The 23,992-nt window shown below is 48.2% G+C and carries 21 protein-coding genes and 1 riboswitch; of the genes, 19 read left to right on the top strand and 2 right to left on the bottom strand.

Features of this window, described 5'->3' with window-relative positions:
* The first annotated feature begins 81 nt into the window (after positions 1 to 81).
* The 15 genes from FB479_RS06780 (at position 82) to FB479_RS06710 (ending at position 14,886) form a co-directional block, all read left to right on the top strand.
* Positions 82 to 1,782, top strand: a complete 1,701-nt coding sequence (locus tag FB479_RS06780; protein WP_185746339.1) for an AMP-binding protein — start codon at positions 82 to 84, stop codon at positions 1,780 to 1,782.
* 151 nt (positions 1,783 to 1,933) lie between these two features.
* Positions 1,934 to 2,524 (top strand): fatty acid metabolism transcriptional regulator FadR, encoded by a 591-nt coding sequence (locus FB479_RS06775; protein WP_088906587.1) that lies wholly within the window; start codon positions 1,934 to 1,936, stop codon positions 2,522 to 2,524.
* A gap of 118 nt (positions 2,525 to 2,642) precedes the next feature.
* On the top strand, positions 2,643 to 3,416 hold the full coding sequence (locus FB479_RS06770) for an enoyl-CoA hydratase (protein WP_142063547.1): 774 nt from the start codon (positions 2,643 to 2,645) through the stop codon (positions 3,414 to 3,416).
* 53 nt (positions 3,417 to 3,469) lie between these two features.
* Positions 3,470 to 4,237 (top strand): electron transfer flavoprotein subunit beta/FixA family protein, encoded by a 768-nt coding sequence (locus FB479_RS06765; RefSeq protein WP_106657564.1) that lies wholly within the window; start codon positions 3,470 to 3,472, stop codon positions 4,235 to 4,237.
* A 20-nt stretch (positions 4,238 to 4,257) separates the two neighbouring features.
* Positions 4,258 to 5,217, top strand: coding sequence for an electron transfer flavoprotein subunit alpha/FixB family protein (locus tag FB479_RS06760; protein WP_106657565.1), 960 nt, complete (start codon positions 4,258 to 4,260; stop codon positions 5,215 to 5,217).
* Between the two features lie 108 nt (positions 5,218 to 5,325).
* Complete coding sequence (locus FB479_RS06755) at positions 5,326 to 5,634, top strand: hypothetical protein (RefSeq protein WP_142063544.1); 309 nt, start codon at positions 5,326 to 5,328, stop codon at positions 5,632 to 5,634.
* A 141-nt stretch (positions 5,635 to 5,775) separates the two neighbouring features.
* Complete coding sequence (gene trxA / locus FB479_RS06750; RefSeq protein ID WP_007722428.1) at positions 5,776 to 6,093, top strand: thioredoxin; 318 nt, start codon at positions 5,776 to 5,778, stop codon at positions 6,091 to 6,093.
* A 182-nt stretch (positions 6,094 to 6,275) separates the two neighbouring features.
* Positions 6,276 to 7,460: an ABC transporter substrate-binding protein gene (locus FB479_RS06745; RefSeq protein WP_142063541.1), complete on the top strand. Its 1,185-nt coding sequence runs from the start codon at positions 6,276 to 6,278 to the stop codon at positions 7,458 to 7,460.
* A 147-nt stretch (positions 7,461 to 7,607) separates the two neighbouring features.
* The gene (locus FB479_RS06740) at positions 7,608 to 8,474 is read left to right on the top strand and encodes a branched-chain amino acid ABC transporter permease (protein WP_048031973.1); all 867 of its coding nucleotides are present in this window, start codon (positions 7,608 to 7,610) and stop codon (positions 8,472 to 8,474) included.
* A gap of 5 nt (positions 8,475 to 8,479) precedes the next feature.
* The gene (locus FB479_RS06735; protein ID WP_142063538.1) at positions 8,480 to 9,451 is read left to right on the top strand and encodes a branched-chain amino acid ABC transporter permease; all 972 of its coding nucleotides are present in this window, start codon (positions 8,480 to 8,482) and stop codon (positions 9,449 to 9,451) included.
* Position 9,452: 1 nt separating this feature from the next.
* A complete protein-coding gene (locus FB479_RS06730; protein ID WP_106657569.1) occupies positions 9,453 to 10,214 on the top strand; it encodes an ABC transporter ATP-binding protein in 762 nt (253 codons plus the stop codon).
* A gap of 1 nt (position 10,215) precedes the next feature.
* Positions 10,216 to 10,929: an ABC transporter ATP-binding protein gene (locus tag FB479_RS06725; protein ID WP_106657570.1), complete on the top strand. Its 714-nt coding sequence runs from the start codon at positions 10,216 to 10,218 to the stop codon at positions 10,927 to 10,929.
* A gap of 125 nt (positions 10,930 to 11,054) precedes the next feature.
* On the top strand, positions 11,055 to 11,306 hold the full coding sequence (locus FB479_RS06720) for a DUF2164 domain-containing protein (protein ID WP_142063534.1): 252 nt from the start codon (positions 11,055 to 11,057) through the stop codon (positions 11,304 to 11,306).
* A gap of 35 nt (positions 11,307 to 11,341) precedes the next feature.
* Complete coding sequence (uvrC, locus tag FB479_RS06715) at positions 11,342 to 13,123, top strand: excinuclease ABC subunit UvrC (RefSeq protein ID WP_088906598.1); 1,782 nt, start codon at positions 11,342 to 11,344, stop codon at positions 13,121 to 13,123.
* A gap of 102 nt (positions 13,124 to 13,225) precedes the next feature.
* Positions 13,226 to 13,413: riboswitch (Lysine riboswitch) on the top strand.
* 231 nt (positions 13,414 to 13,644) lie between these two features.
* A complete protein-coding gene (locus FB479_RS06710) occupies positions 13,645 to 14,886 on the top strand; it encodes an aspartate kinase (RefSeq protein WP_142063531.1) in 1,242 nt (413 codons plus the stop codon).
* Between the two features lie 49 nt (positions 14,887 to 14,935).
* On the opposite strand, the gene FB479_RS06705 is transcribed toward FB479_RS06710, so the two are convergent.
* On the bottom strand, positions 14,936 to 15,388 hold the full coding sequence (locus FB479_RS06705; RefSeq protein ID WP_106657574.1) for a YslB family protein: 453 nt from the start codon (positions 15,386 to 15,388) through the stop codon (positions 14,936 to 14,938).
* 429 nt (positions 15,389 to 15,817) lie between these two features.
* On the opposite strand from FB479_RS06705, the gene FB479_RS06700 reads away from it, so the two are divergent.
* The 3 genes from FB479_RS06700 to sdhB are packed head-to-tail and all read left to right on the top strand — an operon-like array spanning position 15,818 to position 18,971.
* Positions 15,818 to 16,429 (top strand): succinate dehydrogenase cytochrome b558 subunit, encoded by a 612-nt coding sequence (locus FB479_RS06700; RefSeq protein ID WP_106657575.1) that lies wholly within the window; start codon positions 15,818 to 15,820, stop codon positions 16,427 to 16,429.
* A gap of 19 nt (positions 16,430 to 16,448) precedes the next feature.
* Complete coding sequence (gene sdhA / locus FB479_RS06695; RefSeq protein ID WP_106657576.1) at positions 16,449 to 18,203, top strand: succinate dehydrogenase flavoprotein subunit; 1,755 nt, start codon at positions 16,449 to 16,451, stop codon at positions 18,201 to 18,203.
* An 18-nt stretch (positions 18,204 to 18,221) separates the two neighbouring features.
* Positions 18,222 to 18,971, top strand: coding sequence for a succinate dehydrogenase iron-sulfur subunit (gene sdhB, locus FB479_RS06690; RefSeq protein ID WP_012685406.1), 750 nt, complete (start codon positions 18,222 to 18,224; stop codon positions 18,969 to 18,971).
* A 612-nt stretch (positions 18,972 to 19,583) separates the two neighbouring features.
* Here sdhB and FB479_RS06680 read toward each other — a convergent pair.
* Entirely contained in the window at positions 19,584 to 20,024 is a 441-nt protein-coding gene (locus tag FB479_RS06680; protein WP_142063528.1) for a MarR family winged helix-turn-helix transcriptional regulator, read from the bottom strand.
* 189 nt (positions 20,025 to 20,213) lie between these two features.
* Here FB479_RS06680 and FB479_RS31160 point away from each other — a divergent pair, with 189 nt between their 5' ends.
* Positions 20,214 to 23,945, top strand: coding sequence for a S8 family serine peptidase (locus tag FB479_RS31160; protein ID WP_142063525.1), 3,732 nt, complete (start codon positions 20,214 to 20,216; stop codon positions 23,943 to 23,945).
* Positions 23,946 to 23,992: the final 47 nt, after the last annotated feature.

Here is a 23,992-nt window from a genome sequence, read left to right as displayed (position 1 = left end):
AATACAATAGTCATTAGGAAGAGATTATGAATGTAGATCATAGGGAGAGGCAAGGCCATTTAAGGGATGGAGGGAATGACCATGTCAAATGCCAAGCCTTGGATTGCCAATTACCCGCCCGAAACTGCGCCGTCATTGGATTACCCCCGTGTTCCTTTGACGCATTTTCTGGAGCAGTCTGCAGCTATGTATCCAGACAGTAACGCGATCTATTTCATGGGAAAAAGCATTACGTATCGAGAGCTTTTGCAGTTGTCATACCAATTTGCCAATGCATTGATCAAGCGCGGTGTAAAGAAAGGAGACCGCGTGGCGATTATGCTGCCAAATACTCCACAAGCAGTCATCAGCTACTACGGAGCGCTTTTTGCAGGTGCCATCGTGGTTATGACCAACCCGCTGTATACCGAGCGAGAATTGATTCACCAAATGAACGATTCAGGCGCCGAGACCATCATCACACTGGATTTGTTGTACAAACGTGTTACCCAAGTCCGTGCATCTACCTCACTTCAACGAATCATCATCACAAGCATTGGCGATTTCCTTCCCTTATTGAAAAAATGGCTCTATCCGTTCGTGCAGAAGAAACAAGGACAAAATCCGCAGGTTACATACAGCGCAGATATTGAGCCTTTTCTTTCCGTATTAAAAGAAAGCGCTACCAAGCCTGTGGAAGTACCAGTCGATCCGACCCAGGACATCGCGCTCCTCCAGTATACAGGGGGGACAACAGGTGTTGCCAAAGGCGTCATGCTGACGCACGCCAATCTCATTGCGAATGCAGTCCAATGCCAAGCAGTCCTTTACAAGCTGAAAAAGGGACAGGAACGGATTTTGTGTGTGCTCCCGCTTTTCCACGTGTACGGGATGACTACCGTGATGAACAAAGGCATTTGTATCGCAGCAGAAATTATTCTCGTTCCCAAATTCGACGTGAAGCAAATATTTGAAATGATTGACAAGCGCAAGCCTACTCTTTTCCCAGGGGCACCAACTATGTATATCGGTCTCATCAACCACCCGGACTTGAAGAAGCATGATCTTTCTTCCATCGACGCATGTGTCAGTGGATCAGCTCCGTTGCCGATCGAAGTCAAGCTCAAATTTGAGGAGTTGACGGGCGGCAAGCTGGTCGAGGGCTATGGGATGACGGAGGCTTCTCCTGTAACACATTCCAATCCCATTTGGGAAAAAGGCATTACAGGAAGCATCGGAATGCCGTGGCCAGATACGGATTGCCGAATTGTGGATACGGCAACAGGAGAAGAGATGCCCCAAGGCGAGGTCGGGGAGTTGGCCGTAAAAGGACCCCAAGTCATGCTCGGCTATTGGAATCGCCCAGAGGATACCGCAGCTGTATTAAAGGATGGCTGGTTTTTGACGGGAGATATGGGCTATATGGACGAGAATGGCTATTTCTATATCGTAGATCGCAAAAAAGACATGATTATAGCTGGTGGCTTCAATATTTATCCGCGCGAAGTAGAAGAAGTGCTGTTTGAGCATCCCGCCATCCAGGAGGCAGCAGTCATCGGTGTTCCTGATCCATACCGGGGCGAAACAGTCAAAGCATTCGTCGTTTTCAAGGATGGACAGCTCGCGAGCGAAGAGGATCTGGAAGCGCATTGCAGACAGAGACTTGCCGCCTATAAGATTCCGAGACAATACGAGATTCGTACAGATTTGCCCAAAACCATGGTCGGAAAAGTATTGCGTCGCCAATTACAAGATGAAGACAAGAAGAAAAGGGAAGCCCAGGAGGAAATCAAAACGAGCTAGTAGCAGGTGTTTTGAGGCTTGCGATCCCAGGCGGAAAGCGGCCTTTTTTGCTGACCTCTTGCGATTGACAGAGGAGTGGCCCTGTATTACACTAATTATGAATGAGTGATCATTCATTTCGTCATCAATGTTAGTAAACGTGGAGGTAGTTATGGCAAAGAAAACGGGGGAAAAGTATCAAGCCATTATTGATGCTGCTGTTCGAGTAATCGCCAGACAGGGCTATTACAGTGCCCAGGTATCGAAAATTGCGAAAGAGGCGAAGGTAGCAGACGGCACCATATACCTCTATTTTGAAAACAAGGATGATATTTTGATTTCACTGTTTAACGAAAAGATGGGCCAGTTTGTGGAGACAAACCGCAAACGCATTTCGGAAGCGACGACCATTGAGCAAAAGCTGTATGTACTCATTCATGCACACTTGAGCCAGCTATCCAAGGATCATGATCTGGCAAAAGTGACGCAAATCGAGCTACGCCAATCCAGTCCGATCATTAGTGAAGGAATCGGCAACGTGATGAAGCAGTATTTCAACCTCATTGACGAAGTGATCGTAGAGGGTATGGAACAGGGCGTATTCCGATCCGATCTGGAGGTGCGGATTACGCGCAAAATGATTTTTGGAACGCTGGACGAAGTGACGACATCTTGGGTGATGAAACAGTGCAAGTACGACCTTGTCTCTTATGTTGATTCCATTCATAACCTCTTCCTGCTTGGTATGAAGGGAAAAGAATGAAAAGAAAAGCTTTTTTTGCATGAAAACGTTTGTTACAATGGAAACAGTAAGACTGAGCGATCGCTCGGAATGAAAAAGTAACTGTTTTTATATATGGGGAGAGTTTGGGGGGAGAGGAATGGCGTCGCATTGGAATGTAGAAATCGTTGATCGCGTTGCTACGGTTACGATTAGCAACCCGCCTGCTAACGCACTCAGTCAAGCAGTGCTCGGTCAATTGAGTGAACTTTTGGACCAGTGGGAAAATAACGATGAGATCAAAGCAATCGTTTTGACTGGCGAAGGTCGGTTTTTCATTGCAGGAGCAGACATCAAAGAATTTACCCAACTGAATCGGGATAATGCGGAAGAACTGGCGAAGAAGGGTCAAGCATTGTTTAATCGCTTGGAAACGTTCCCGAAGCCAATCATTGCAGCAATTAACGGCGCTTGCCTTGGCGGAGGATTGGAGCTTGCGTTGGCATGCCATATCCGCTTGGCAGCACCTGAAGCCAAGCTCGGTTTGCCTGAGTTGAATCTCGGACTCATTCCTGGCTACGGTGGTACGCAACGTCTACCACGTGTGGTTGGCCGTGGCAAAGCGACACAAATGATTCTCACATCTGAGATGATCGGTGGCGAGGAAGCTTTGCGTATCGGTCTTGTGGAAGCGGTTTATCCCGTAGAGCAGTTGCTTGGAGAAGCGCAAAAGATGGCAGCTGTTTTCGCAAGTAAGAGCGCGATTACCCTGAAGTTTGCCCTAGCGTCCATCCACAACACAACGGAGCTTTCGTTGTCACAGGGCTTGGAGCAAGAAGCAAAGCTCTTTGGCGATGCATTCGCGACAGAGGACGTAAAAGAAGGCGTGACTGCTTTTCTCGAAAAGCGCAAGCCGCAATTCGCAGATCGGTAGTTGAGCATATAGCTTCACAAGTATGAGGTACCACTAAGGAGGAGGACATCCTGATGAATATCGTGGTTGTGTTGAAACAGACGTTTGACACAGAAGAAAAAATCGTCATCCAAAACGGACAAATTTCCGAAGATGGCGTTGAATTCATCATTAATCCCTACGATGAGTACGCTGTAGAAGAGGCAATCAAGCTCAAGGAAGATCACGGCGGCGAAGTAACCGTGATCAGCGTCGGCCCGGACCGTGCTGAAAGTGCACTGCGCACTGCTTTGGCAATGGGCGCAGACAAGGCTGTTCTGGTGGATGACGAGTCTCTGTTCGGAGACGAATTCACGATCGCCAAAGTATTGGCTGCAGTAGCGAAAAAGGTTGGCTTCGATATCATCATTGGTGGACAAATGGCTGTAGACTCTGGGGCTGGCCAAGGCGGTCCTCGTCTCGCAGAAGAACTGGGAATTAACCATGTTTCGACTGCTGTGAAGCTAGAGGTGGACGGGACAAATGTACGCGTAGAGCGCGATGTAGAAGGTGACCTGGAAGTCGTGGAGACGAGCCTTCCTGTTTTGATTACGGCTCAGCAAGGACTAAACGAGCCGCGCTATCCTTCTCTCCCAGGTATCATGAAAGCGAAGAAAAAACCATTGGATAGACTCGGCGCAGAGGATTTGGGAATTACTGCGGATGAGGTAAAAGCAAAGACAGAAATCGTTGATCAGACATTGCCTCCGAAAAAGCAGGCGGGTCGCATTCTCTCTGGCGAATTGGCAGCTCAAACGTCGGAATTGGTGCAACTGTTGCGCAATGAAGCGAAAGTGATCTAAGCGAGAGGGAGAGGATATCCATGAAAAAAGTACTTGTATTGGCAGAAGTACGTGACGGACAACTTCGCAACGTGTCGCTGGAAGCATTGACTGCAGCACAAGCATTGGCTGAGGGCGGCGAAATTGTAGCAGGTGTATTCGGAGCAGACGCAGCAACGCATGCAGTGACATTGGGTCAGCATGGTGCGAGCACGGTGTATACGGCTGATCATACAGCTTTGGCACAGTACACGCCAGATGCATATGTGCAGGCACTCACGCAATTGATTGAGCTGGCTTCTCCAGATGCAGTTGTTTTGGGTCACACCGCGATCGGTCGTGACATCGCACCTCGCGTAGCAGCGAGACTAGGTTACGGTCTGGTTTCGGACGTAACAAGTGTAGAAGCGGGCCCAGTATTTGTTCGCCCGATCTATGCAGGAAAAGCGACGCAAACACGCAAATTTGTTGATGGAACAACCTTTATTACGATTCGTCCAAACAACATTGCCATCGGTGCTGCTGACCCTTCGAAAACGGCAGTGGTGGTACCAGTTGAATTGGATATCAAGGATTTGCGCACGATCGTAAAAGATGTTGTAAGAAAAACAAGCGGCAAAGTAGACCTTTCCGAAGCAAAAGTCGTGATATCAGGTGGACGTGGCGTGAAGAGTGCAGAAGGCTTCCAGCCGTTGTACGATCTGGCGGAAGTACTCGGTGCAGCTGTTGGTGCATCTCGTGGCGCTTGCGACGCAGACTATTGCGATTACTCCATGCAGATCGGACAGACAGGTAAGGTTGTTACACCTGATCTATATATCGCATGCGGAATTTCGGGAGCGATTCAGCACTTGGCTGGTATGTCCAGCTCGAAAGTCATTGTTGCCATCAATAAAGATCCGGAAGCGCCAATCTTCCAAGTGGCTGATTACGGTATTGTAGGTGACCTGTTCGAAGTGCTGCCATTGCTGACGGCTGAGTTTAAAAAAGTGTTGGTATAACAGAAAAACGGTAACAAGGCGCTCCTTTTGGGGCGCTTTTTTTGTCCGCAAGGCTTACTTTATGCTTTCCTTGCTTGGTATAATAGGCAGTAAGGAGAGGTGATCGGGATGAGCGAACAGCTTTTGCAACAACTGATACACATGGTAGCGGAGAATAACCGATTGGTTAAAGAAACGCAGGAGGAGCTACGCGAGTTTAAGAAAGAAATGTATGATTTTCGGGATGAGATGTACGCGTTTCGGGATGAGATGTACGCGTTTCGGGATGAAATGTACGAATTCCGCGATGACGCTACCCGCCGATTAGACAGATTGGAACGCCAAAATAAACATATCGATGCAGACCTTGATCTGCTGCATCGGAAAGTTAGTGACCACGAACGGGAGATCAACCGGCTAAAACAAGTGGGGCAATAAGGTACGGCCAGACTGGACAGACTAAAGCGAGAAGTGCAGGGCAAAGTGTGGAGCGGCGTAGTCAATTTGGTGTTTGAATGATATACTGATAACCGTTAGGAACCTTTATTTAGCAATTGAAATTCAAGGAGGTAACTTCTCATGGCAATTGTAAATGCTACCGATCAAAACTTTTCCCAGGAAGTAGAGCAAGGCGGTACAGTCCTGGTTGACTTCTGGGCTCCATGGTGCGGCCCTTGCAAAATGATCGCTCCTGTACTGGAGCAAATCGACGGTGAAGTGGGCTCCCAGCTCAAAATCGTCAAAGTAAACGTGGATGACAACCCAGATTCTGCTGGTCGTTTTGGCGTAATGTCCATTCCAACGCTGATCGTATTCAAAGACGGTCAACCAGTTGACAAAGTAATTGGCTTCCAACCAAAAGAAGCACTCATGGCAACTGTAGGCAAACATCTGTAATCGCATAGCAACGAGTGAAGCGGCATAGCAATATGCCGCTTTTTTCTATGTTTGATACAGAATTCTGAGCGATCGTTTGTCAAAAAATTAAGTTTACTTGAGCGAAAATAATTGCGTTTTTAGAATACTTTGATTAAACTTCATATATTCAATTTATTTCGAAAATAGAGGGGGCTTTTTTAATGAAGGGATTTCATTTGATGCGCTCGCTGGCGGCCATCTCGCTAGGGGCGGTATTGATGGTCGGATGTTCGAGCGGAAATACAAGTGCTCCTGCCGCAGGCGAGGGTGGCTCTGGGCCAGCAGCTAGCACCGACGGCCAAGAGATTCAAGCGAAAATCGGTGTGGTTGGTTTCCTCTCAGGATCTGGCGCAGCCTATGGAGAAGCACAAAAAGCAGGATTGGAGCTGGCGTTGGGCGAGCTGAATGAAGCAAACAAAGGCAAGCTCAAGATCGAACTGAAGTTTGAAGACTCCGCCGGAGAAAAAGAAGGCGCGATTAATGCGGTAAATAAACTGATTAATCAGGATAATGTCGTGGCGATCATCGGACCGACACTTTCCGGAGAAATGTTTGCTGCAGGACCAGTTGCAAACGAGGCGGAAACTCCGATTTTTGGTATCTCCAACACGTCAGAAGGGATCAATGATATCGGGGAGTACGTGTTCCGCAATTCTTTGCCTGAATCCATTGCGATTCCGACAGCTATGAAAGCAGCCGTGGAGAAAAATGCCTTGAAAAAAGTAGCACTTATCCATGCTTCTAACGATGACTTCTCCGTAAATGGTTACAAGGTCATGAAAGCAACCGCTGAAAAGCTGGGCTTGGAGATTACCGGTGAAGCGACTTTCGCAAATGGCGATGTGGATTTCTCGGCACAATTGACCAAGCTGAAGCAAACAAACCCAGACGCTTTGCTAGTGTCCGCCTTGTACAAAGAAGGCTCCATGGTTGTGAAAAAAGCACGTGAGTTGGGCTTTACAGGGACCATTCTTGGTGGCAATGGTTTCAATAATCCGAAAGTTTTTGAAATTGCTGGTCCAGCTGCTGAGGGCTTGATCGTTGCAACTCCATTCAGCCCTGAAAAGAAAGATGAAAAAGTACAAGCCTTCGTAAAAGCATTCGAAGCCAAATACAACAAAAAGCCTGACCAGTTTGCTGCCCAAGCATACGACTCGCTGTATATCATGTCGCAGTCACTGCTTGCCGCAGGAAAAGCAGAACGCGAAGAGTTGCGCGGCCAATTGGCTCAACTGAAAGACTTCACAGGTGTATCCGGCAAACTGTCTTTTGACGAGAAACGCAATCCGATTGGTGATGCGGTTGTCGTAGTCGCAAAAGAAGGCAAATTCGTCCCGTTTGAATAGGATCGTGCCCGGGGTCGCTCCGGGCTTCTTTTTCTATCGTTATCTCGCTGGATCAGAAAGTACCCGATCATGTTCTTCGCTTGCTGATCCAGCGAGAATAACGCAATCATCGTTGGATGTTAACCAGTTAACAGTGAGGTGAGGCATTTGTTTTGGCAGCAATTAGTCAACGGTTTGACAGTTGGTAGCACTTATTCATTGATTGCATTGGGCTATACGCTCATTTTTGGTGTCTTGGGAATCATTAATATGGCACACGGCCAAATTTTTATTTTTGGATCACTGGTTGGCTTGGTATTGATGACCAGCCTGAATATGCCTTTAGGGGTAGCGCTGATCGTAGCGGTCGTGATATCGGCCATTTTGGGTCTTGTGCTGGAGTACACAGCGCTTCGTCCACTTCGCAAAAAAAATGTACCCCATCTGGCATCTTTAATTAGTACCATCGGATTTGCCATTTTGATGGAGGAAGCCATGCACAAGTTTTTCGGTGCTGACTCCCGTGCGTTCCCGCAATCCTTTGGGGATACCACTTTTGACTTGGGGCTCATTCAAATTCGCAGCGTCGATCTCGTTATTTTGGGGATTTCTGTGTTGCTGATGTTCGTCCTGCATTTTTGGATTCAAAAAACGAAAATGGGAAAAGCCATTCGCGCGACGGCTGAAAATACGGATACGGCAAATATTTTGGGGATTAACACGAATATGGTCATTGTCGTTACTGTCATGCTTGCTTCGGCACTGGGAGGCGTCGCCGGCATATTGATCGGGATGGCGTACTCCGCTCTCATTCCGACGATGGGAATGACGCTTGGCTTCAAAGGTTTGGCCGTTTTGATTTTAGGCGGAGTAGGCAGCATTCCGGGAGCCATGGTGTGTGGCGTATTGCTCGGGATTATCGAGGTGTTTACCGTCGCGTACGGAGACTCGTCGTATCGGGATGCGGTTGCTTTTGGCTTGATCATTCTCATTTTGCTCTTGAAGCCGGAAGGACTATTTGGACGCAAAGCGTAAGGGAGGTGCAGACATTGGACATTCTCAATCCATATAACTTACAGGTACTTACTTTTATTCTGTTAAACAGTATTTTGGCGATTAGTATTTACATTACGCTCTCGACGGGTCAGCTTTCTTTGGGACATGCGGGCTTTATGAGCATTGGTGCTTTTACAGCGAGTATTTTGACGAAGCAAGCGGACATGCCGTTATTTATCGCTATCATAATCGGAGGATTGGCGGCAGGGCTGATTGCTCTCTTGATCGGTGCTCCGACATTGAAGCTCCACGGCTTGTACCTGGCAATTGCTACACTGGGCTTTGGTGAAGTGATTCGCGTTATTTTTCTCAATATGGAGATTACGAACGGTGCACTGGGGCTGACCGGACTTCAATCGATTGGCAATTACTTGTACGATTTTGAAAAAGCTATGGGGTTAAAAGCGCAAACCTTTGGCATTTCGGTCATGCAAATGAAGTCATTATCGACCTTTGTGTTCATGCTGCTCCTGTTTGCCTTTGTTCTTTTCCTGACGCTGCGTCTGAACCGTTCGCGTCTGGGACGTGCTTTTGAAGCGATCAAAGCAGATGAAACGGCAGCGCGGGCAATGGGACTGCAAGTCAACTATTATAAGATGCTTGCTTTTGTCATCGGTTCGATTTTGGCAGGGGTGTGCGGAGGATTGTTCGCCCACATTACGACGACTATTACGCCAGATGATTTTAACTATCATAAAGTCGTAGAGATTCTGTCTTATGCCGTGATCGGCGGCAGTGAAGTGGTTTGGGGTCCGCTGTTCGGGGCCTTGGTTTTGACAGCACTGCCGGAGGTGCTGCGTGGTTTGGCTGAGTACAAAATGCTCATGTACGGTTTGATCATGGTCGGTGTAATGGCGTTCCGCCCGCATGGCTTGATCGGTGCCGATACGTTCCAAAAGCTGTTCAAGCGTCGTCGGGGCAAGTCATCGGACAAGGAAGCGAAGGAGGGAGTGTAGGATGTTGCTGGAACTTGCGAACGTAGGAAAAAGCTTTGGCGGCATCACCGCTCTTCGTGACGTTTCTTTTACTGTCGGCGAGGGCGAAATTGTCGGCTTGATTGGTCCGAATGGTGCGGGAAAAACGACCATTTTTAACATGGCAACGGGCATATTCGAACCAACGACGGGTACCTTTTCTTTTGCCGGACAAAAGCTAAATGGAATGGCGCCTAACAAGATTACCGAAATGGGGATTGCGAGGACGTTCCAAAATATTCGCCTCTTCGGTCACATGAGTGCATTGGACAACGTGAAGGTCGGATGTCATTCGCGCATGAAGGCAGGCTTCTGGGCTTCCCTTTTGAAAACGCCGGGACAACGTGCGGAAGAAAAGGCTGTTACCAAAAAAGCGGAGGAGCTCCTCGAATTTGTAGGCTTGTCTGACATTGCTGACGTCCGCTCGGATACACTGGCCTACGGTCAACAACGGCGTCTGGAGATTGCACGGGCACTGGCTACTGAGCCAAAACTCTTGCTTTTGGACGAGCCTGCTGCCGGAATGATCGAGACTGAGACGAAAGCGCTCATGGAGCTGGTCAAAAAAATTCGCGATGACGGGACGACTGTTCTGTTGGTCGAACATGATATGGGATTGGTCATGAACCTGTGTGAAAAGGTCGTATGTATCAACTTTGGAGTCAAAATTGCTGACGGCACCCCGGCAGAAGTACAAAACAATCCAGATGTGATTGAAGCCTACCTCGGCAAGGAGGACGAATAAGATGCTGAATATACAAAATTTGACGACCTCCTACGGTCAAATCAAGGCAATTCGTGGCATAACGCTGGAAGTGCCTGAGGGCAAAATCGTCTCGCTGATCGGGGCGAACGGAGCGGGCAAAACCACAACCATGCGCACGATCGCAGGTCAACTGAAGCCGGAAGCAGGGACGATTACGTTTTGTGGTCAACGCATAGAGGGTTCGAGACCGCATCAGATTGTAAAAGCCGGACTGGCTTTGGTACCAGAAGGGCGTGCGATCCTCGGGAAGATGACCGTGCTGGAAAACCTGGAGATGGGCGCATTCCAGCGCAACGATGCACAAGGCATCAAGGAAGACATGGAGAAGATGATGACCTGGTTCCCCATCCTCAAGGAACGGCTTTCTCAATTGGGAGGGACGATGTCTGGCGGTCAGCAGCAAATGCTAGCCATTGCTCGCGCATTGATGTCTCGACCGAAGCTGTTGCTATTGGACGAGCCTTCGATGGGCTTGGCTCCCATCGTGGTGGCGGACATTTTCAAGGTGATCAAAGAAATCAATGCGGAAGGTACAACCGTCCTCATCGTGGAGCAAAATGTCAAACAGGCCCTCAAAATCGCTGATTACGGGTATGTACTGGAGGCAGGGCAAATCGTATTGGACGGCACAGGAGAATCATTGTTAAACGACGAGCGTGTAAAAGAAGCGTATTTGGGCGGTCGCAAGCACTAGGTCCGCCTATAAAAACTGTCGCTATGGAATGAGGCGGCAGTTTTTTTCGTATTCATTCCATGGTACTATGAAGGATAGAACGTATATTCTCTTCTGAGTCGAAAAAGGGAAGGAAGCCGGATACGATGCCAGCCAAATTGAAGAGAGAGCAAATTGACTATCTAGTTCATCAAGTACAACGCTATTTTAAAGAAGAACGGTCGGAGACACTTGGCAATTTGGAAACGGAAGAGTTGATTGCCTTTTTTTCAAAAGAGCTTGGTCCCTTCTATTACAATCAAGGGGTGCAAGACAGCCGGAAGCTGCTGGTGGAACGGATGAGTTCCTTGGAAGATGAACTATATGTATTGGAAAAGCCATTCCACAAGAACAAATAGATGCAAGACAGATATAGAAAGGGGAGGGAGCAGCCATGAACAGCTCCTTAAAAGATAAACTGGCCGTCCTGCCAGATAAGCCAGGCTGCTACCTGATGAAAAATGCGAGCGGGGAAATCATTTACGTAGGCAAAGCCAAGGTGCTGAAAAACCGCGTCCGCTCTTATTTTACAGGCAGTCATAACGGGAAGACGCAGCTGTTGGTCAGCGAGATCGTGGACTTTGAGTACATTGTGGTATCCTCAGCGATTGAGGCGCTCATCCTCGAGTGCAACCTGATCAAAGAGCACGACCCGCGTTACAATGTCATGCTCCGCGACGACAAGACGTATCCGTACATCAAAATTACGAATGAGGCGCAGCCACGCCTGGAGATTACCCGTAAGGTATTGAAAGATAAAGCCAAGTATTTCGGTCCGTATCCCAATGCCGGAGATGCCTCCGAGGTGAAGAAGCTGCTGGATCGCCTCTATCCGTTGCGCAAATGCCGCAATATGCCCAAGCAGGTTTGTCTTTACTACCATTTGGGACAATGTCTTGCGCCCTGTGTGTACGAGGTATCGGCAGAGGAAAATCAGCGTTTGGTGGACGAAATCAGCCGGTTCCTCGATGGTGGCCATGAGGAAATGAAGCAAACCCTTACGGAAAAAATGCTGCAAGCCGCAGAAAACATGGAGTTCGAGCGTGCAAAGGAATATCGCGATCAGATCAAGAGTATCGAAGCGGTGATGGAGAAGCAGAAGATCACGTTCACCGATACGGTAGACCGCGACATTATCGGGTTCGCTGTGGAAAAAGGCTGGATGTGCATTCAGGTGTTCTATATGCGAAAAGGGAAGATGATCGAGCGTCAGACGACTTCCTTTCCATACTATGGCAGCGAAACCGAAGACTTTATGTCATATGTGAGCCAGTTCTACTACGACAAGCAAAATGCGCTGCCAAAAGAAATTTTGCTCCCGCAAGAAAGTGAACCGGAATTGTTGAGTGAATGGCTGGGCATCAAAGTCCATGCTCCGAAAAGAGGCAAAAAGCATGAGCTCGTGAAGATGGCTTCCGAGAACGCCCGTATTGCTTTGCAGGAGAAGTTCGCGCTGATGTCCAAGGACGATGCTCGTACAGTCCAAGCGGTACACAATCTTGGTCACATTTTAGGGATTCCGGTTCCTCATCGAATTGAAGCGTTTGACAACTCCAACATTCAAGGAACCGAGCCTGTGTCTGCGATGATTGTGTTTACAGACGGCCGCCCTGACAAAAAGGAATACCGCAAATTCAAGATCAAAACCGTCGAGGGGCCAGATGATTACGGCTCCATGCGCGAAGTAGTTCGTCGTCGTTACTCTCGCCTGCTGAAAGAAAACCAGCCAATGCCTGACCTGATTGTGATCGATGGTGGGAAGGGCCAAATCAGTGCGGCTATGGACGTGCTGGAAAACGAGCTGGGCCTCTATATTCCCGTCTGTGGACTCGCGAAGGACGAGAAGCACCGCACCGCTCAGCTCATGTACGGAGATCCGCCAGAGCCTGTGAATCTTAGACGGGATAGCTATGAGTTTTATTTGTTGCAGCGCATCCAAGATGAAGTCCACCGTTTTGTTATTACATTCCACAGACAATCCCGGACGAAAACGATGCTCTCCTCGCAGTTGGATGAGATCCCGGGTATCGGTGAGAAGCGACGCAAGCTGTTGTTCTCTCATTTTGGCTCGTTGAAAAAAATGCGGGAGGCGACCGTCGAAGACTTCCGCCAATTAGGGATCGGCGACAAGCTGGCGAAAGAAATCATCACTCATTTGCGCAAGCTTGACACATAGCAAATGCAACTTTTTGAACGACCTCTAAAAAGGAATTGATCCATTTTTAGACTCATGTTATAATCCGATTCAAACAGAATAGTTAGCCTCACTTCCATTATGGAGTGAGGTAGAGGCGCGAAAACCAAGAGTACCACCCTGAGATCGGGTATCTGTGAAGGGAACGGGAAAGGGGAATTCGCCGAAGTGTGGAGGGAAACCCGCTTTTCTCCATGCTGGGTCTGCGTTGAACAAATGCAGGACTGTCATCTGCACAATGACCAATTGTCAGATGGAGAGCTATCTCACGGTGTGTCAATGTGAGTTTTGATGGTGATGACTGTCAATCTTCGTTGTCCGCGTGTATTGGGAGGGAGGAACCGGTATGTCGAAACAGTAGGCAGCGGCAGGTCTTATTCCTTGTCGGTGCCTTTTTTGTAAAATAAAAATGCAAGACTTTTCCTTATAGAGAGAATAGTGAAAAACCATACGATACGAGATAAATACCAACATTGGATATGAGAAAAAGGGAGAGAAGCCGCATGGGGTTGATCGTGCAGAAATATGGAGGCACCTCTGTAGGTACCATTGAGCGAATTTTACGAGTTGCGGATCGAATAATCAGCTACAAAGAGGAAGGGCATGATGTGGTAGTCGTTGTTTCTGCAATGGGGAAATCTACTGACGTGTTGGTAGACATGGCCAAGCAGATTAGCGCATACCCATCCGAGCGTGAAATGGATATGCTGCTGACCACGGGGGAGCAGGTATCGATCGCGCTTTTGTCGATGGCCTTGCATAGCAAAGGCTACGACGCTATTTCTCTAACGGGCTGGCAAGCTGGGATTACCACGGAGGCGATTCACGGAAGAGCACGGATCAAGCAAATTGATCCAGAGCGGATTCAATCGGAGCTCGGCCGTGGTCGTGTGGTGATCGTGGCAGGATTCCAAGGGATCAGTGACGAAGGTGAAATAACGACGCTCGGCCGCGGTGGATCGGATACATCTGCGGTTACACTCGCAGCGAGCTTGAACGCTGAGAAATGCGAAATCTTTACGGACGTGTCCGGGGTGTATACAGCTGATCCGCGAGTCGTTCCAGCTGCGAGCAAGCTGGATACGATCTCGTACGATGAGATGCTGGAGCTGGCGAACCTCGGTGCAGGGGTTCTTCATCCAAGGTCAGTAGAGGCTGCGAAAAAATACAAGGTAAGGCTGGTCGTCCGCTCGAGCTTTACTGCCGAAGATGGTACGTACGTTGAGGAGGTTGCCAACATGGAAACAGGAAGAGTAGTAAGTGGAGTTGCACACGATGAAGATGTTGCCAAAATCACGGTTGTCGGCATGCCTGCAAAGGTCGGGACGCTCTCCCGTCTGTTCAATACGCTGGCAGACAATCAGGTGAACGTGGATATCATTATCCAAAGCTCCTATGATGCGTCTGTTACGAACATTTCTTTTACCGTTGCAGCGGATGACCTGAAAAAAGCACTGGATACGTTGGACAGAAACAAAAACGAGCTTGGCTTTGAAAAAATCGATTTCGAGGAAGGCTTGACCAAGGTATCAATTGTTGGCTCAGGCATGATCAACAATCCAGGGGTAGCTGCCGAAATGTTCCGCGTCCTGGCAGAAAAAGAAATTTCTATTAAAATGGTATCTACGTCTGATATTAAGGTTTCTTGCGTCATTCCAGCAGCCTTGACAGAGCTGGCTGTTCGCAGCCTTCATTCGGCATATGGTCTGGATGTCGAGGAAACCGCGATCGTGCACGGAGTATAAAATATGGATGCTCCCTCTCCCTTTGTTATAGGTAGAGGGGGCATTTTCTTCATGACGCCACTTGTACAGTTATACGTATGTTTGAGGGGCTTTCCATTTCGATTTTGCTGAACGCTTCTCTTTCTTTCCACTGCTCAATCATACCTGCGATGATCCCGGCCTCAAAAGAAAGACTGCATCCTAGTCTTTCTATAGACTGATAGCTAAAAATAGAATGGATGAGTGAATAAACGATAGTTTGCCCGGTTTCCTCCACGACGTCTAGCTGGCCTAATCCGAGCCGAATAAAAGGCATAATCGGGCCTGTTGCAGATTGAATGGGGATTTGGCGGCCCATATTTTTTCCTATCCAATAGAGAATATGGTTTTCACTATCGCCTAGCAGGGTACTGGTCAGCGTTTCGCGTAGAAGATGATAGCCAAGATAGGGCATATTCATTCTTTCCGCATAGGGAATGATTTCCGGCGGCAACAGTGCTGCAAGCTGATCCTTCTCTTTCATATGTGCTTCCCTCCTGTCTGTACTAGATTATGAGGAGGGGCCCGCATTCATGACATCGTAATAGAAAAAATAGCTGGACTAAACAAAGTTATTCTATCAATGTATTTAGTACATTGATTGTCTTGACGCTCTGTGTCGACAAGAGTACAATTGGATTTGGTCAAAGTTTTGCCCAACTTTTTCTCGTATTTTGACACATTCCGACAAATTCAGTTGATCTAGTGAACGCAGTCTTTTTGTGAACAGCGTCAAGATGCTTTTCATAAAATGATCGTGGCGGTTTTGCTATGTCTAATGGGTAAGGCAATGGGTTAGGATATTGGGGAAAGGTCTATCAAAACGGCCGAAAACCGTTTTGGACCGCTTGCGGTGATGCTTGACGTTTTTCACAGAATTGAGAGTTACATACATTGAAAGGGGGACCATTGTATGGCGAAAGGCCATAGCTTTCTCAGTCACAAGCTACACTCACTTCTTGGTTTGTTTCCGATCGGGCTCTTCCTCGTGTTCCACTTGACCGCCAACTATCAAGCGACTCGTGGGCCTGAAGCTTTCAACCAGGCAGTAGGCTTCATTGAAAGCCTTCCATTTCTGTTAGTACTTGAATTTGCCTTGATCTACCTCCCGATCCTGTTTCACGCTGTTTACGGTCTCTACATTGCGTTCCAAGCGAAGCATAACGTAGGGAACTTCGGTTACTTCCGAAACCAAATGTTCTTGTGGCAACGCGTTACAGGAGTCATTACCCTCATTTTTATTGTTTGGCACGTTTGGGAAACTCGTATCCAAAAAGCACTGGGTGCACACGTGGATTATGACATGATGGCAAACATTTTGAGCAGTCCTGCAATGATCGTATTCTACACAATCGGGATTATTAGCACGACTTTCCACTTCTCCAACGGACTGTGGTCGTTCCTGGTTCACTGGGGAATTACAGTTGGGCCGCGTTCCCAACGCATTGCAACATTCCTGACTTTGGGCGTATTCGTAGTTGTAACCTTCATCGGCTTGCGTGCGATGTCGGCTTTCATTTTGTAGGGATAGGGGGACAAAACTCATGGCAAAAGGTAAACTGATCATTGTCGGTGGAGGTTTGGCCGGCTTGATGGCTACCATCAAAGCAGCAGAAAAAGGCGTTCCTGTTCAGCTGTTCTCCCTGGTTCCGGTAAAACGTTCCCACTCTGTCTGTGCGCAGGGCGGTATTAACGGTGCGGTAAATACCAAAGGGGAAGGCGACTCCACATGGGAGCACTTCGACGATACAGTATATGGCGGAGACTTTTTGGCAAACCAACCGCCTGTTAAAGCAATGTGCGATGCAGCACCTGGCATCATCTATATGTTGGACCGTATGGGCGTTATGTTTAACCGTACACCAGAAGGTCTGTTGGACTTCCGTCGTTTCGGGGGAACCAAGCATCACCGTACCGCTTTTGCGGGTGCGACAACTGGACAACAGCTCTTGTACGCATTGGACGAACAAGTACGCCGTTATGAAGCTGAAGGTCTGGTAACCAAGTACGAATATTGGGATTTCCTCGGAGCCGTTTTGGACGATACAGGAACCTGTCGCGGGATTACTGCACAAAACATGCGTTCCGGTGAAATTCAATCCTTCCGTGCGGATGCCGTTATTTTGGCAACAGGCGGACCTGGTATCATCTTCGGTAAATCGACGAACTCGATTATCAATACAGGTACAGCAGCGTCTGCGGCGTATCAGCAAGGGGTTATCTACTCCAATGGTGAGATGATCCAAATTCACCCAACTGCAATCCCTGGCGACGACAAGCTGCGTCTGATGTCCGAGTCTGCTCGTGGTGAGGGTGGCCGTGTATGGACGTACAGAGACGGTAAGCCTTGGTACTTCCTGGAAGATAAATACCCTGCATACGGAAACTTGGTGCCGCGTGACATCGCGACTCGCGAAATCTTCTCCGTTTGCGTAGATATGAAACTTGGTATCAACGGCGAAAACATGGTATACCTCGACCTGTCCCACAAAGATCCAAAAGAACTGGATGTAAAATTGGGCGGTATTATCGAGATTTACGAAAAATTCGTTGGGGATGACCCACGTAAAGTTCCAATGAAGATTTTCCCTGCGGTTCACTACTCCATGGGCGGTATGTGGGTAGACTACAACCAAATGACCAATATCCCTGGTCTGTTTGCAGCAGGTGAGTGCGATTACTCTCAGCACGGTGCAAACCGTTTGGGTGCGAACTCCCTCCTGTCCGCGATCTATGGCGGTATGGTAGCAGGTCCAAAAGCGATCGAGTACATCAAAGGCTTGAACAAATCCTCTGATGATCTGTCTTCCACGCTCTTCGATGGCTTTACTAGCCAAGAGCAAGCGAAATACGACAGCATCCTGAAAATGGACGGAACAGAAAATGCTTACCTGATCCACAAGGAACTGGGTGAGTGGATGACTGACAACGTAACGGTAGTACGTTACAACGACCGTCTGCAAAAAACGGATGATAAGATCGTTGAACTGATGGAACGCTACAAGAAAATCAACATCAACGATACGAATAAATGGAGCAACTCTGGTGCGGCATTTACCCGTCATCTGTGGAACATGCTCGTACTGTCCCGCGCGATCACGATTGGTGCGCTCAAGCGCGATGAGAGCCGCGGTGCTCACTACAAGCCTGATTTCCCTGAGCGTGATGACGAAAACTTCATGAAGACGACAATGGCGAAGTACAATGCAGAAACGACTGCGCCTGAAATCTACTACGAAGACATCGACGTATCCCTGATCGCACCACGTAAACGTGACTATACGTCTGACAAGAAATAAGAGAGGAGGAAACTGATCATGGCAGAAAAATTGATTCATTTGATTATCACTCGTCAAGATAGCCCTGACAGCACTCCGTACAAGGAAGAGTTCAAAATCCCTTACCGTCCTGGTATGAACGTGATCAGTGCTTTGATGGAGATTCAACGTAATCCACTCAACGCACAAGGTCAAAAAACGTCTCCAGTAAACTGGGAATCGAACTGCTTGGAAGAAGTATGCGGTGCGTGCTCGATGGTTATTAACGGAAGACCGCGCCAAGCGTGCTCGGCACTGGTTGATAAACTGGAACAGCCGATTCGTCTTGAGCCAATGAGCACCTTCCCTGTACAACGTGACTTGTCGATTGACCGCAGCCGCATGTTCGATGCGCTGAAACGCGTAAAAGCGTGGGTTCCAATCGATGGTACGCATGATCTGGGACCAGGTCCTCGCATGCCGGAAGTTGAGCGTCAATGGGCGTACGAGCTTTCGAAGTGCATGACGTGCGGTGTTTGCTTGGAAGCTTGCCCGAACGTGAATGCGAAGTCTGACTTCATCGGTCCATTCGCTATTTCGCAGGTTCGTCTGTTCAACCAGCATCCAACGGGTATGATGAACAAGCATGAGCGTCTGGAAGCCCTGATGGAAGATGGCGGTATCGGTGATTGCGGTAACTCGCAAAACTGCGTACAAGCATGTCCAAAAGGCATTCCGCTCACAACCTCGATCGCTCACATGAACAAAGAAACAACCAAACATGCAGTGAAGAAGTTCTTCTTCTCCTAATTGTTTGCAATAGAAAAGGCGTGCATTCCGGATCACCGGTGCACGCCTTTTTTCAGTTCTAAGAAAGTTTGTTTAAGTGTTTACTGCATTGGGGACACATGTCGCTGTAGTGGAGAGAAGAATATTTCCAGTCTAGGCTCCAGGCTCCGTCCCTCTGGAGGCTGAGACTGTCCGCTCCGAAGGGATTTGCGGGGAAACGCAAAAGTGGTAGCCGCTTCGTCGCCCGGGCACGTTGCGTTTCTGTTGCCCGCAAATCCCTTCTCCGCTAGGTAGGACTCCACAAGTCGCTACGTCTGGAAATATTCTTCTCTAGCGTAACTGACTACATTCTTCATTCTTTTAAGGCTTTTAAAACCCGTTTAACACGAAAAGCTCGTAGAGGAAACAGGAGAAATAAGCGAAGATCTTAGGGACACCGACCGAGACGGAATGCAAAAAGCGAAACACGCCTTTAAGCGTTCACCTCTGAGACACATCCTGAAAGAACTACTTTGGACGCGGTTTCGCTTTTTGCATGGAGTCGTGCAGTCAATCTTTCAGGGGGTGGCCCTAGAAGCTGAGCGTTTTCTCCTGTTTTCTCCCCACCACATCAACAATGTACAAGGAGTTTATTCAATTCGCCTCGATGACCGCCGCCACCGCCAGTTTTTCAAAGATGCTGACGAACTGCTGGAGTTCATCCTCGCTGAGATGAGAAAACATTTTATTTAGTTGTTCTCTCCGATTCTGCTTGGCTACTTGGAGAATTTTTTGACCAGAATCACGCAAGCTGATGTAAACCACTCGGCGATCTTCCTCATCACGATCACGGGCGACGAAGCCGTGTTTATCCAAACGGTCGACCATTGCTGTGATTGCGCTAGGTTTGACCCCCATTGATTCAGCCAATTCTCCAACGGTGCATTTTTCCTTCTGTTCCAACTGATGAAGAATGTAGAATTGCGGGCCAGTTAAACCAGAGACAGGTTCGGCTAATTGCGTTCCCATTGTGCGCATAATGGTACGAAACGCCTCCTGCAGGCGCTCAAGCGTATCTGTTGAGGGGGAGGGCATGCTCGTATCTTCTCCTTCTTTGATCTATTTCTTCGTTATCGGGAATATTTGATATGTAATATTTAATGCACTTAAATATAGGCTGAAAATCCTTCGTTTGTCAACCTTCGCGAAATGAAGGGAATACCCAAGCGCTTCCTAGTGAAAACTGAAAACATAATGGAATGACTTCCAGCAAGGGGGCAAACGATGAAGAAAAAGGTATGCAGCATTGGATTGATATTGGCTTTGCTTCCCGCAACGACTGTCAGTACAACAGCGTTTGAAGGAACGGCGACCATTCGTACACAGATTTTGCAGGATCTCGCGGAAATGCACCAGCCATTACATACAGGCAAGGCGGACAAGGAATATAAAACGAAGGCAGATGAATGGCAACGACAAGAATTGCTATTGCAAGGTGAGCAATTAAAATCTGCGCCTGTCGATTCGCTGGAAATGATTGAGGCGACTCAGGCTTGGGAGGAAGCGGGGGTAAAAGGGGAAGGAATGCTCATTTCCGTGATCGATACGGGAGTCAATCCGCGTCACCCTGATTTGCCTGCCCCGCATGATAAGCGTTCAGCCATGCAAAAGTCAGGTTCTTCCCAGAAGGTGATCCCTGGCTTTAACTGGGCTGACCGTAATCAAACAACGGAAGATGTATCGGAATCTCAGCACGGTATCCATGTAGCGGGAATTATTGGCGCGAACGGCAAAGTTAAAGGGGTCGCTCCTGAATCCCAGCTCATCAGCCAAAAAGTATTTTCCAATTATCAAAGCGAGATTCCTGGGCTGGGTGAATCGATCTTATTCGCGATCAATGATTCCATTACGAAAAAAGCAGATGTCATTAACTTAAGTCTCGGCTCTTCTGCGGGCTATGTGGATGAAACAAATGTGGAGCAAATGGCTGTGAAGAAAGCAGTCGACAATGGGATCATAGTAGTGGCAGCGGCCGGCAATGATGCGTATTTCGGCAGTGATAAGGTACGAGCACAGAATCCGGATATCGCCATGATCGGTTCTCCAGGCTTGAGCCCTGATGCGTTTTCTGTTGCCTCTGTCAATGCTACAGCACTAGCTGGCCATAGCTTTACGGTTCAAGGGGTACCCGGTATGGAGAAAGTCGTGTATTTATCGGGATATGTGGAAGGCGGGGGTGCGATAAACCCAGTCATGACGCTGATGAAGCCGTATCCGCTCGTCTATATGGGGAAAGGGAAGAAAGAAGACTACAATGTTTCCGTAAAAGATAAAGTGGTATTGCTCGAGCGAGGTGACATTTCATTCGACGAAAAGCTGCGCCTCGCCAAAGAAGCAGGAGCAGTTGGTGCTGTCATCTACAACAATGAAATGGGGCCACTCATTATCAGTGCGGAGCATGCCAAACAAATCCCGGCTGTTTCTGTCTTGAAGCACATGGGCGAGCAAATGGCGCAAGCGATAAAAAAAGGCAAGAAAGTGACCGTCTCATTTAACGGTGAATATGGACAAAATTCAATGCCGTATCCAGACGGAGGAACGATCTCGGCTTTTTCATCATGGGGACCAACACCCGATTTGCAGTTTAAACCGGAGATTGCAGCTCCAGGTGGGGGCATCTTGTCACTCACGCGTGAGTCTGAGTATGCCGTGAAAAGTGGTACGTCAATGGCAACGCCACATGTGGCAGGGGGGATGGCTTTACTGAAGCAAGGCTATCTCAAGCAAGGGCGGAACCTGCAAGGCAAATCGCTTGTCGATACGTTAAAAGCTGCGGCGATGAATACTGCAGAACCGATTATCGATCCGCAAATTAGCATCCCGGCAGAGGATAAGGAGAAAGCAAAAAAAGTACCTTACAGCCCACGGGTTCAAGGGGCAGGAATGATGCAAATCGCAAAAGCGATCAAGACGCCAGCCATTGTTGTGACTGCAAAAGGAAAAGCAGGTGTCTCGTTGGGGGAAATTGGGAATTCAACGACCTTTTCTCTGTTTATTAACAACAAGTTTGGCAAGAAACCAATTACGTATCAGCTGCAAAATGAGTTTGGTGTCATGACTGACTTGCGCAAGAATGGGATCAACATGCTGACAAATACCCTTTTCGAGGGGGCAGAACTGAAATTTTCCGCTCCTAAGGTTACCGTTGCGCCGGGGAAGTTAGAGGAAGTGAAGGTAACGCTCACGATTCCAACAGGCGCAGCACGCAATCAATTTGCAGAAGGATTTATTTCCTTTCAACCAGATGATAAGGGATTGCCTACGTTGCGCACGCCGTTTTATGGCTTCTACGGCGACTGGGATGAACCAAGGATTATGGATCAGCCCGTATGGGAGGCAGAAAGTCAGGAAAAACGAACAGGTGTCAAGACGAGCTGGTATCACGATAAACGCAATGACAAATGGCGCTATCGGGATTATCTAGGTGTTACAGGTGTCAAAGCCGATGGCGGTGCAAAAATCGATCCCAATCATATTGCCTTTTCGCCAAACGGGGATGGGCATTACGATGTCGCTGCTCCTTCCATTACATTTTTGCGCAATGCCCGTCATATTATCGTCGAAGTAACAGACCAGACAGGCAAGCCGATTCGCACTCTTGTACGTGATGAAAAGGTGAGCAAGTACGACCAATCCAAATTGGGGACGCCCTACTATTACACGGAAAAAGAAGCATGGAGCTGGGACGGAAAGATCTTTTCACCGCAAAAAGGCGCCTATATACAGGCACCCGATGGACAGTACCAATTCTCCATTAAGGCCAAAATAGACGGACGCAATGCAAATTGGCAATCGATGACACTCCCGATCCGCGTGGATACAAAAGCTCCTGTGATTACAGCTTCTGTGTCGGGAAACAAGGTTCAGTGGAGTAGCCGTGATAAAGATATCCAGGCCTATTTCCTTTATGTAAACGGCAAAAGGGTAGGAGGCCCCTATTCTCCAAAAGTGTCCAGCACACTCATTAATCAGCCGGATAAAAAAATGAGTGTGGTAGCGTATGATTATGCAGGAAATATCAGTGTGGCGCATATTAACGGGAAAAGCGACAGCACACCGCCATTTGTGGAGTTCCCAGATGATTTGTTTCCTTATCTGAAAATATCCAAGCAGCCGGATGTAGCCTTCAGGGGTAAAGTAACAGGCGAGGATATGATGGACAGAGTCCGCTTGTCGATTAACAAAACGCCTGTAAAGCTGGCGACGGATGGATCATTTGAAACCATCATGCGATTAACGGAAGGTCTCAATTATGTGATGTACAGTGCAATGGATATGTATGGAAACAAGCGCCAGTTCACGCAGCGGGTCATCGTCGATACGAGTCCTCCGACACTGCAATTGCTAAACGATGGCAGTGAAGACGTGCAGTTCGATCCAGCAACCAAGAACATGTTGGTTCCGGTCCGCTTCATGTACAGGGATCAAACATATAAAGGTCAGGTTAGTATCAATGGGGAGATTGTGTCCTACTTTGAAGAAGAGCAATTGGAAATCCCTGCGCAAAAATACGCAACGCAAATTTTGAGTATGAAGCAGGGGGAAAATCGCATTTTGCTTGAAGGGAAAGACGGTGCAGGCAATCAAAGCATGTTGCTGGTGTATGCGTATGTGGATGCTAATGCAGGGGCGGTCGTCATAAGTAATGGAGAGCAGCGTACTTCCTACAAGGCACGAACAGTACCAGCTCCGACGATACAGCTGTCGAACAAACAGCTAGAAGGGCAGGAAGGTGAAGCGCTGCCCATCGAAGGGAAAGTGACAGGTGCTGGTGCTGTTAACCTCCAAATCAACTATGGATCAAAAAGCTTTCAGACCAACGCGAATGATCGTGGGCTATTTCGCCTGGTGCTTCATGAGGTAGAGGAAGGCAAGCAAAAACTGACGGTTGTTGCCACTGATGCGCTGGGGAGGGAAGCCCGAGCGGAGATGAACGTCGTCGGAAAGAAAAAGTAGGGGAGTGGGCCCGTCAGTAGCAGCGAAAAGGCTATTGCCGGGCCAAA

The sequence above is a fragment of the Brevibacillus sp. AG162 genome, from assembly GCF_006715575.1.
GTDB lineage: Bacteria > Bacillota > Bacilli > Brevibacillales > Brevibacillaceae > Brevibacillus > Brevibacillus brevis.
The sequence above is the reverse complement of the archived record's forward strand: the minus strand, read 5'-3'. Positions and strand labels throughout refer to the sequence as shown.